This is a genomic window from Paenibacillus sp. FSL H7-0716 (assembly GCF_038002705.1).
GTDB classification, from domain to species: domain Bacteria; phylum Bacillota; class Bacilli; order Paenibacillales; family Paenibacillaceae; genus Paenibacillus_AQ; species Paenibacillus_AQ odorifer.
Genome location: NZ_JBBODA010000005.1, coordinates 299,664 through 309,536, shown reverse-complemented (window position 1 = coordinate 309,536; position 9,873 = coordinate 299,664). Strand labels below are relative to the sequence as shown.

The 9,873-nt window shown below is 42.6% G+C and carries 11 protein-coding genes and 1 other annotated feature; of the genes, 4 read left to right on the top strand and 7 right to left on the bottom strand.

From position 1 onward, the window contains the following. Positions 1 to 319: 319 nt before the first annotated feature. Positions 320 to 1,441 carry a DUF4179 domain-containing protein gene (locus tag MHH60_RS09705; protein WP_076135576.1) on the bottom strand — a complete coding sequence of 374 codons (1,122 nt, stop codon included), beginning with the start codon at positions 1,439 to 1,441 and terminating at the stop codon, positions 320 to 322. Beyond that, a complete protein-coding gene (locus tag MHH60_RS09700) occupies positions 1,434 to 1,970 on the bottom strand; it encodes a sigma-70 family RNA polymerase sigma factor (RefSeq protein ID WP_076135574.1) in 537 nt (178 codons plus the stop codon). The genes MHH60_RS09705 and MHH60_RS09700 overlap by 8 nt, the downstream gene beginning before the upstream one ends. Positions 1,971 to 2,194: 224 nt before the next feature. On the opposite strand from MHH60_RS09700, the gene MHH60_RS09695 reads away from it, so the two are divergent. Continuing rightward, positions 2,195 to 2,584 carry a winged helix-turn-helix transcriptional regulator gene (locus tag MHH60_RS09695; RefSeq protein ID WP_076135572.1) on the top strand — a complete coding sequence of 130 codons (390 nt, stop codon included), beginning with the start codon at positions 2,195 to 2,197 and terminating at the stop codon, positions 2,582 to 2,584. A 150-nt stretch (positions 2,585 to 2,734) separates the two neighbouring features. Here the strand turns inward: MHH60_RS09695 and MHH60_RS09690 are convergent, their stop codons facing one another. Both MHH60_RS09690 and MHH60_RS09685 read right to left on the bottom strand, forming a co-directional pair. Next, entirely contained in the window at positions 2,735 to 3,160 is a 426-nt protein-coding gene (locus MHH60_RS09690; RefSeq protein ID WP_036686349.1) for a hypothetical protein, read from the bottom strand. Further along, positions 3,148 to 3,315 carry a hypothetical protein gene (locus MHH60_RS09685; RefSeq protein ID WP_179088905.1) on the bottom strand — a complete coding sequence of 56 codons (168 nt, stop codon included), beginning with the start codon at positions 3,313 to 3,315 and terminating at the stop codon, positions 3,148 to 3,150. Before MHH60_RS09685 ends, MHH60_RS09690 begins: the two co-directional genes overlap by 13 nt. A 41-nt stretch (positions 3,316 to 3,356) precedes the next feature. Then, positions 3,357 to 3,639: a binding site (T-box leader), on the top strand. Between the two features lie 102 nt (positions 3,640 to 3,741). Here MHH60_RS09685 and trpS point away from each other — a divergent pair. Beyond that, positions 3,742 to 4,737: a tryptophan--tRNA ligase gene (gene trpS, locus MHH60_RS09680; protein ID WP_076135570.1), complete on the top strand. Its 996-nt coding sequence runs from the start codon at positions 3,742 to 3,744 to the stop codon at positions 4,735 to 4,737. A gap of 69 nt (positions 4,738 to 4,806) precedes the next feature. On the opposite strand, the gene MHH60_RS09675 is transcribed toward trpS, so the two are convergent. The 3 genes from MHH60_RS09675 to MHH60_RS09665 form a co-directional block, all read right to left on the bottom strand. After that, positions 4,807 to 6,039, bottom strand: a complete 1,233-nt coding sequence (locus MHH60_RS09675) for an aminopeptidase (protein WP_076135568.1) — start codon at positions 6,037 to 6,039, stop codon at positions 4,807 to 4,809. 104 nt (positions 6,040 to 6,143) lie between these two features. Then, positions 6,144 to 6,602 carry a hypothetical protein gene (locus MHH60_RS09670; protein WP_076135567.1) on the bottom strand — a complete coding sequence of 153 codons (459 nt, stop codon included), beginning with the start codon at positions 6,600 to 6,602 and terminating at the stop codon, positions 6,144 to 6,146. 103 nt (positions 6,603 to 6,705) lie between these two features. Beyond that, positions 6,706 to 7,053: a hypothetical protein gene (locus MHH60_RS09665; RefSeq protein ID WP_076135565.1), complete on the bottom strand. Its 348-nt coding sequence runs from the start codon at positions 7,051 to 7,053 to the stop codon at positions 6,706 to 6,708. Positions 7,054 to 7,205: 152 nt separating this feature from the next. Here MHH60_RS09665 and MHH60_RS09660 point away from each other — a divergent pair, with 152 nt between their 5' ends. Continuing rightward, the gene (locus MHH60_RS09660; RefSeq protein WP_076135563.1) at positions 7,206 to 8,342 is read left to right on the top strand and encodes a VanZ family protein; all 1,137 of its coding nucleotides are present in this window, start codon (positions 7,206 to 7,208) and stop codon (positions 8,340 to 8,342) included. 87 nt (positions 8,343 to 8,429) lie between these two features. Beyond that, positions 8,430 to 9,869: a serine hydrolase domain-containing protein gene (locus tag MHH60_RS09655; protein WP_076135561.1), complete on the top strand. Its 1,440-nt coding sequence runs from the start codon at positions 8,430 to 8,432 to the stop codon at positions 9,867 to 9,869. Positions 9,870 to 9,873 lie beyond the last annotated feature (4 nt).

Below are 9,873 nucleotides of genomic sequence, written 5' to 3'. Positions count from 1 at the left end.
AAGAAACCTGAGAAACCTGAGAAACATGAGGCGCCTGAGGAACATGAGGAGCCTGTGAAACGTGAGGAGCCTCATGTTTCTCACTCGCGTATGGAACGTGAGGAACATTAAGCACCTATAGCCCGTGAGGAGCATTATGCACATACAGTCCCGATAGGAGCATTAGGACTTTGTTCTCATTTAACAAGTGGCGCGTTTGGTGTTAAAAGGTAACTCACAAAGTTAGTATAATGTCCCTACAATAGCAAAAAGGCCGCAACCAGCGGCCTTTTTGCTATATTACAACTCCCAACGCATATTCACTAATATCGTATACCGCTCATTTTTTCAGAATATCAATATACTCTTCTTTCTCTCGATCTGCCCCCGCATTAAGCTTCAGTCGTAGAGACTTCGGGTGATCCAACACATTACTGCTGAAGTAACTTATAAATCCATCATCAGATCCACTACCAGAATTCGGATTAATTTTAATGTCGCGCTTCCCAACCTGCGCTGTTAATTCATAGGGGAGCTTTTGAAACAGTTCATTTCGGACGATCCAATCCGTTTTCAATTCCTCATTTATCGTAAATTTGAGCGCTATGCTTAACGGAGAAAGCTCGACTTCGGCTAGTTTTACTTCCTGTCCGTCAATTATGAAAGGGTGGTCAACAACTAATGTCTCCGTCTTCAGCTCCCAAAACTTAGGATCAATAGAGAAGTTCACTTTTAAACGATCAGAATACCGCATGTCGGATAAAACCGTTCCTGTTTTCGGTTTACTTAACATTCCCGGGTCTACAGAGGCAATCTGAAAATCCGCAACTACGTCTGTTGGCCTTGGTTTATTTCGGTCCAGTGAAAATACAGTTTTGCCGAGCCATGTATATAGGGTTCCCTCTGCGTGTGCTCCCATTCCTCCCCTATTCCCATTCTCCTCCATTACATCTCGTCCAGTTTCAGCATCTGTCAGCTTCACACTATTTACACTGTACACTTCCTGACCATCACTTGTTGTCCCCGTATACAGCAGCATGATTTTATTTTCATCAGCAAGCACAGCATTTAGAGTAATTTTATATCCATTTGATTCAGCACTCTTATTAACGATTTGTACATAATCATTCCGGATTGCAGACTCTAGTGTAAGAGCATCAATATCAGCTGCAGCCAATGTTTTAAAAGGCTCCAATACGCCCCAATCAAACGTTTCAACACTCGAAGTCCCTTGCTGCGGCAACAGCTGGGTTGGATTGAAGAACAGCAAGCCCGCTATCATCACTGCAGCCGCCAGCACAGACATCGCGCTTTTTGTGAACATTAACCTTCTGCCACGTTTCTTGCCTAATTCCAAACCTGCTTGGATCGCATAGATTTGAGCGGCTGCATTCTCTATTTTTTGTTCTTGTGGGATACGTTCGGCATCGCTTAACATGGCAAGCTCCTCTTGACTACTCATTGTTCCATTCACCCCGATTCTTTATGATGGTTCGCAACTGCTTGAGCCCCTTATGCTGCCAAGTCTTAACCGTCCCTTCGGGTTTATTCATAATGATAGCGATCTCAGTCAAGGTCATATCATTGTAGTATTTTAGCAGCAGTACATGGCGATACTTGGGCTTAACCTGCTCGAGTGCCCATAGCATTTCCATCCGATGATGGCCAATGTGTGTGACCTGTTCTCCTATTCTTTCATCTACCAGCGGCATGGAACGTTTTCTTCGTCTTTGTTCATCTATACAGACATAAATTAGAATTCGAATAATCCATGATTTGAATGCTTTGGGGTCCTTTAAAGTTTTTCTTTTAATCCAAGCCCGGCAAGTCATTTCCTGCATCGCTTCCAGCGCATCGTTTCGGTTCCGCAAGTAACTATAAGCAATACTGTACAGTTGTTCTCTATGTACCAATATCGAATCGTAAAAATCTGTCTCGCTCCGAGTATCAAGAATCGTTACTTTTTTCATTTCTGCATTAGTCATCGTCATATCCTTCCTTAGCCTCCTCTCTTCAACCTTTCATAGATTAAGACGGGGGAGGTATAGAAACGGTTTTTATTTCGTTTAGCTTTTTTTGCCCAAAGCTCTCTAAATTATAGCATTCTATAAAAATTGAACGAAAAATGTTATGATAGGTTAAATTGGACATAATCAATAGTACGCACTTAAAAGTGCCATAGGTGCTAAAAAGTACCCATACCTTGGAGGTTATCATGACAACAACAACAACAACAACAACAACTGTCAAGAAAAAATACAATATTTCTGTTGAAGCCACACTAGAGGTCATCGGAGGGAAATGGAAATGCGTAATTCTATGTCATTTAACTCATGGCAAAAAACGCACCTCCGAGTTAAAACAGTTGATGCCCGGCATTACTCAAAAAATGTTAACCCAGCAGCTACGCGAGCTTGAGGCAGATGGAATCATCAACCGAATTGTTTATAATCAGGTTCCACCAAAAGTAGAATACGAGCTTAGTGAATATGGTGATAGTTTAAGCGATATTTTGACAGCATTATGTAATTGGGGAGAACAACATATCATTAAGCAATACGGCGATAAATACGCTGTTTTAGAGGATAACATCTTAAATAAATAAACCGCTCTATCAAGGGTATGGTTGGATATTTATACTGCGAGAGTTGTACTTCAATTATACGCCCATGAAAAAAGGACAGCTGAATCAGATCGATTCAACTGTCCAAAGCTTTGATTCACCCGTCCCTTGAATGGCGCACAGGAACATAACTTAAATTACGCCCTCTCCTCCAATAGCAGTTGCTGTGAATGATATGGGTCCAAATAGATTTATAGGCAAGTTGCTATCATTCTGAATTACCAATTCATAGTTGTGGACTCCAATATAAGCACCATCGACCCACTGAGCACTTAATTGAATATCAGTAATTGTAGTAAAACGATAAAAGGATCTATAAATATCGACTCCAGCTCGTCGGATGATAACAAGAAATTGGCTATTAGCAAGTGCAGTAAGACTAAAACTACCATTTAACTCGACTCTACTGGAGAAAGAAGCCGGGTTAGCCGGACTAATATTTACTTGCGCTGTGGCTAGACCCGCTCCAGCTCCAGGAATCCCTGCAACCGTTATAGCAGTAGTAAACGGATCTAACGGGATTTTTGCCTGTGACCCATAACTTATTATTGTCGCCATTTATCATCACTCCATTTCAAGGTTATAGAATAGTATATTGTGAATCCGCAATGATAGATTGGACTAAATTCCTGATGATTATATACATTTAAGGTATACTTTGCTAGATCATATAAACCTAGATCCTCGTTAATCACCATACGATTTCCACTCATTGACAACACCCCTGTTCAGCATTACAATAATTCACATATCATGAACAACGATGACAAAGGGTAAGTAGACAGACGAACATGGTCTTCAGAGAGCCGGTGGTAGGTGCGAACCGGTGACCAGCGTATGCTCGAATGGCCTTTATAGTTGTTTTTCCGAACTATCTTAATGGATACAGTAGGGAAAACCGGGGTTCCCGCCGTTATCATGGGACCTGTATCGAGAATAAATTCAACCTCTCCGTACAGGTAAGAGAAGATCGAAAGCCAAGAATCGTAAGGTGACACGATCATTTAAGGTGGTACCACGACAACTTCGTCCTTATTGGATGAGGTTTTTTTGTCATTTAAAGGAGGTGATGGCCATGGATGATGGCTGGTGGTGGCGACTCGAGTGTAACCAAATGCTAAATAACTGGAGGAATTTATATGATGAACGAACGTGTCTTAACAGGAGATCGAGTGACTGGAAAGCTTCACCTTGGCCATTACGCCGGCAGCTTGCAGACCCGAGTAGCTCTTCAGGAGCAATATGAAACTTTTGTGTTTTTGGCGGATATTCAAGCCCTAACGACCCATTTTGACCGTCCCCAGCTGTTGGGTCAACATCTGCATGAGATCACACTGGACTATTTATCTGTGGGTATAAATCCGGAGAAAACAACTATATTTATTCAATCGATGATCCCTGAAATCGCAGAGCTGACCATCTTGTTCTCTATGTTTGTTACTGTGAATTCTTTACGGCATAATCCCACGATTAAAGCCGAATCTAAAAATTCGAGCTTAGATGAATTGTATTACGGTTTTCTTGGTTATCCAGTTAGTCAGACTGCTGACATAACATTTTGTAAATCAACGATCATTCCTGTAGGGGAAGACCAGCTCCCTCATCTGGAATTAACCCGCAAAATCGTCCGCAGATTCAACGAGCTGTACAGCCCGATACTGGTGGAACCCAAAGCGCTAATCAGTGAGACGCCGAGGCTTGTGGGCACGGATGGCAACGCTAAAATGAGTAAAAGCCTTGGCAATACCATCGAACTGGACTCCACTAAGGAAGAGATCATCTTTAAGATACGAAAAGCCACAACCGATCCAGCGCGTGTGCATAAAAATGATCCTGGACATCCAGATATCTGTCCTATTTTTGCTTATCATGGTGCTTTTCGCTCAGCGGGGGTAACCGAAATTCGTGAAGGCTGTGAGCGGGGTACCATGGGTTGTTCTGCTTGCAAACAGTTGATTTCGACAGCTCTAGATCAGCTTATAGAACCGATGCGAGAGCGTCGTTCCTATTATGCTACTAAGCCCAAGCTTGTGCAGGAAATCTTAATCTCTGGAACACAGCATGCCCGCAGCATTGCTCAAGAAACAATGGCCGAAGTACGTGAGGCTATGAGTCTTAACTATTTTTCAATCTAAAAATCACCAGTATAGACACTCAAAAAAAGCCGGAATCTCATTGGAAGAGATCCGGCTTTTTTCTTCTCCTTACAACACCCAATTTCCCTTACGGAATACGGGTTCAATCGTGCCGTCCGCCAGCTCTCCGTCAATATCCAGCTCTGCCGAACCGATCATAAAATCGACATGAGTTAAGCTGACATTAGCTCCTCTAGCCACAAGTTCTTCGTTCGTAAGCTTTGTGCCGCCTTCAATATTTACAGGATAAGCACTTCCTAGCGCGAAATGGCAGGAGGCATTCTCATCAATCCCTGTATTGTAAAAAATGCGGTTCAAGCGAGAGATTGGAGAATCATGCTGCACTAAGGCTACTTCTCCTAGATAAGATGCACCTTCATCCGTTGCCAACAGTGAGGTTAAATGCTCGCGTCCGGATTCAGCTTCATAAGCTACGACTTTCCCTTTTTCAAAAGTGAATGAAAGTCCTTCAACTAACCGTCCATTCAAATTAAGAGGTAGCGTGCTTCTAACTGTGCCATTAACGCCAGTACGATGGGGCATGGAATAAATCTCTTCCGTTGGCATATTAGCTACAAAATAAACGCCTTTATCATTCTCACCGCCACCCCCGCGCCATAAATGACCTTCCGGAAGCTCTACATGCAGATTCGTTCCCGGAGCACGGTAATGCAAGCTTTTATAACGTTTAGCGTTCATTCTGTCCTGACTTTCTTTCAACTGACCAATATGCTCTCTCCAAGCAGCTACCGGATCATTGCTGCCCACACGATTCATCTGGAATACAGCTTCCCACATCGCCTCTACCCGCTCTTCTTCAGGAAGATCGGCAAAAACCTTGTTCGCCCAAGCACGTGTTGGCGCTTTGACCAGAGACCAGCTAATTTTGCTGTTCCGAGTATATTTAGAGTAGTTCTTGCGAGCAACAGCTGCTGCTTTGACTGCTCTAGATACCTTAGAAGAATCAATGCCATTAAACAGTTCAGGATCAGGTACTTTAATATGTAAGATGGCACCATTCTCTTCCGCGAATTTCTCCATCATCTCAGCCTGCCACTGTGGATAGTAATCGAAAGAATCCTCTGGGGCTTTTTCATAACGGATCCGTGTAGTTGCTTCATCGTCCCAGTCAACAATTACATATTTAGCTCCCGCTTCATAGGCTTTCGCTACAATCAAGCGAGTAAGTTCTACGGTTTCTATCGGTGCATGTACCATAAGGACTTGTCCAGGCTGTACATTTACTCCTACTTTTACAACTAGGTTCGCATATTTCTCCAGCATTACTTCAAAATCTTTCATGATTTCTCTTCCTCCATCTCTAGGGTTGCTATAAGCACTCGGTCAGCTTCACTTCTTATTTTAACGCAAAACGAAGATAGTTGCGATTCGATTTAGATTCTCAGCTACTTTACTTCAGGTATTTCCCCTGTATAGACACCTAGAGCATTCTTATGAATCTCTACAAAGGACGTTCCGATCTGCTTGTTATTGTGGTAAGCCATCACTGTGATCTTGGGATCCTGAGGTTCATCTATTTGCTTATTCTCCCCATCCATTGGACTCCAATAAATTTGATCTCCAGATTTGATTTTCAGCTCAAGACCTTTGTTATGCACCTTGTAGTCGGGGGGGTTCCATAACAATAAATTGCCGGAAGTAGCCTGTACCTTGATAACATCCGCCCCTTCAGCAGTTATAAGCATAGGTAATCCTGGAGCACTACTATCAGTCACCCTGTATTCCGCTGTTGGGATCATAACATCCGGTTTCACCTCAAGTGATTGATTATTATGCCGCAACATAAAGAAGAAAAAAAGTAAAATCGTTAAGCCCATTACGCTTCCGATGATTATTTTTTTCACTATTCAACCTCCCTTCCACCCTAATACTGTAACATATTTCCTTAATCTGGACAGTTATCAGCCAAATAAAGCGGCTCCCGCGAGGAACCGCTCACTTCAACCCCTATTTTTTATCCACCTGTAACATTGTCACTGTCTTCAAAGCATAAGTATGCATGATTTTATCCTCTGAAATTACATTCAACTTGGTCAAGCTTGCCACCTTTGCCGGATCTGATTTGGAGAGCAAACGCCACACTTCAGGGTCCGATAAGGTCTCATATAACTTTGCATCATCATATTCTTTGCGGTTTTGCACGACCAGCTTCACTTTATAACTGCCAATTTCAGTCTCGGTGGTTTCCTGCTCACTACAATAATTTAAAATATTCTGACGAAGCTCGGCCAATTCTTTTTCAATATCTTTTTGCTTTTGCTTGAGCCGATAATACTGCTGAACCTTTTTCTCCATCCACTTCACGCTCCTTCATAGACATATGTATGCCGGAAACGTTCGATAAATTAGTTGAGTTCCCTATCATAAAAACTTATAATGAGCCGGGGATAGCTAATCTCCAAGTAGAGTCAAATTTCTTATAAAAACAATTCCACGGCAGGTGACTTATGTTTCATTCGTACTTTTTTCCAATTTCGTATGCGTTCATGATGTTTCCAATAGCAGCGCTGGTCTTCACACTACCTTTTCTTATCGTACAATACCGCAGACATGGCTATATACATAAGCTTAGAGCTTTAATCCTATATCTGCTGCTGCTCTATCTGATGAACGCTTATTTTCTTGTCTTGCTTCCTTTTCCATCCTCCCGGCACAATGCTGCACCTTCTGGGAGTATCGTTCAATTCATTCCCCTTCAGTTTATTCAGGATATTGTGGATGGATCGTCGATCATCCCTGATCAAATCTCGACCTACTGGTCATTACTGCGTGAGCCTGCATTTTTACAGGTCATTTTTAACGTTGCATTAACCGTACCGTTTGGAATGTTTCTGGGCTATTATTTTCGTACCCGCTGGGTCGTGTGCATTCTACTATCCTTTGCCTTTTCTTTGTCCTTTGAGATCACGCAGATTACAGGAATTTATGGTTTCTTCGATCATCCTTACCGTCTTTTTGATGTCGATGATCTCATTACCAACACAATCGGAGGGATTTTTGGATTTCGAATTTCCATTTGGATCTCCGGGCTATTGCCACGTATAGAACAACTGGATACAAACATTGACCGCTCAGCCAAAAGAGTCTCCTATACCCGCAGAGGAATAGCTTTTCTAATCGATAGTATGGTGTGGAGCATCGGGTTTGGGGTACTCTTCGGATTCGATATAAAAGCTGCCTTCTGGATTGTAACTGGTATTTACTTCATGCTTGTTCCAGCTCTCACGGGCGGACGGACCATAGGGAAATGGATGGTGCGGATTCGGGTGAAGAGCAGCGGGAATCATGCTTTTTTCTGGGCTCTGATGATCAGATATGGCCTGCTATATTGGGTGCTGCTTGGGATTCACGCTCTTTTGCTTGATTCTGCCCTTCTAGGGCATCTTTCCTCCGTATGGAATATGCTTATTCATCTGTTTGTTCTATTGATAGACTTGGCTTTCTTTATTCATTTAGTCATTAGTATATTCAAAAAAGAAACTCAGCTAATATATGAGAAACTAAGTCGAACTTCTCATGTTATTTCTTGGCCAGAGAAACGGCTCCAATCTGATGTATCCAGCAACAGCCCTGTAGAAAGCTAAACAAGTTATTATATAAATGGTATTTTTACATTGGAAATTATTATAGAATTAGGAGGTGAGCATTCTCAAAATTTAGGAGATGAGCGTATGGAAACTACAAGCAGTTTGCAGTTATCTAGAAGTCTTCCAGAAGAACAGGGGATTTCATCAACTGCAATATCCAGCTTTATTAATGCAGTAGAGGAACAAAATTTAGGCCTGCACAGCTTTATGCTAATACGACATGGTTATGTAGTCTCTGAAGGCTGGTGGGCTCCTTACAGGTCCGTTCTTCCGCATATGTTATTTTCCCTTAGCAAAAGCTTCACCTCAACCGCAATCGGGTTTGCTGTTACTGAGAAACTTATTACACTCGATGATTCTGTCCTCTCCTTTTTCCCTGAAGAGGCTCCTTCGACTATCACGGAGAACCTGTCTAATATGACAATCAGACATCTATTGATGATGGGTACCGGGCATGTCGTGGATACTATGGACACACTTCGCAAAAGTGCCGACGGGAATTGGGTGAAAGCTTTCTTCTCCGTCCCAGTCGAGAAACAACCAGGTACACATTTCCTATATAATACCGGTGCTACTTACATGCTGGCCGCGATCCTACAACGGGTTACTGGCCAAACACTGCTAGAATATTTAGAACCACGCCTCTTCGTTCCTCTGGGCATTCACGGTGCAACGTGGGAGTCTTGTCCACGTGGAATAAACACAGGGGGATTTGGCTTAAACATTACAACCGAGGATATCGCTAAATTCGGCCAGCTATACTTACAAAAAGGAATCTGGAATAATCAACGGGTACTGCCTGAAAAATGGATTAATGAGGCTACTTCCAAACATATTTCCAATGGCGATGGTGATCATGACTGGGCAATGGGATATGGGTATCAGTTCTGGCAATGCCAGCACGGTGCCTACCGGGCAGATGGCGCCTTCGGTCAACTCTGTGTGGTGCTTCCGGAGCAAGATGCCGTAATTATTACTACTGCTGCATCAGACAGTATACAAGGAATGTTGAATGCTGTGTGGGAACATCTGCTTCCCGCGATGAAGCCAGCTCCCTTGCCATTAGAACCTGCTGCTTCTGCCCACTTGGTTGAACAATTAAAGAATCTATCTATCCAACCGCCACAACTGCAGCCCTCTTCATCACAAGAAGAAAGAATAAACGGCTTAACCTATAAGCTCGATGACAACCAATTTGCCTTGGACACCTTCTCTATCTTTTTCAATAACAACGAAGCTGCAGTTACTTTCCAATCCAAGATTGGAGAGGAGTCTGTGATCCGTCTTGGTCGAGGGGAATGGCTCGAAAGCTTCGCACAGGTCATTGATGCTTCCTTAAACCGAATCATGTCCAGCTTTACTTGGGTTACTGATGATCAGCTACAGCTTACTTTATTGTTTATTGAAATGCCTTTTTGCATAACTCTTGAAATAATCTTACTAGAGAAGCAGCTAATTCTTAAACAAAAGTTTAATGTGAATATGGGACCGACTGAATTCCCTGAGATCATTGGCAGACTATAATTCT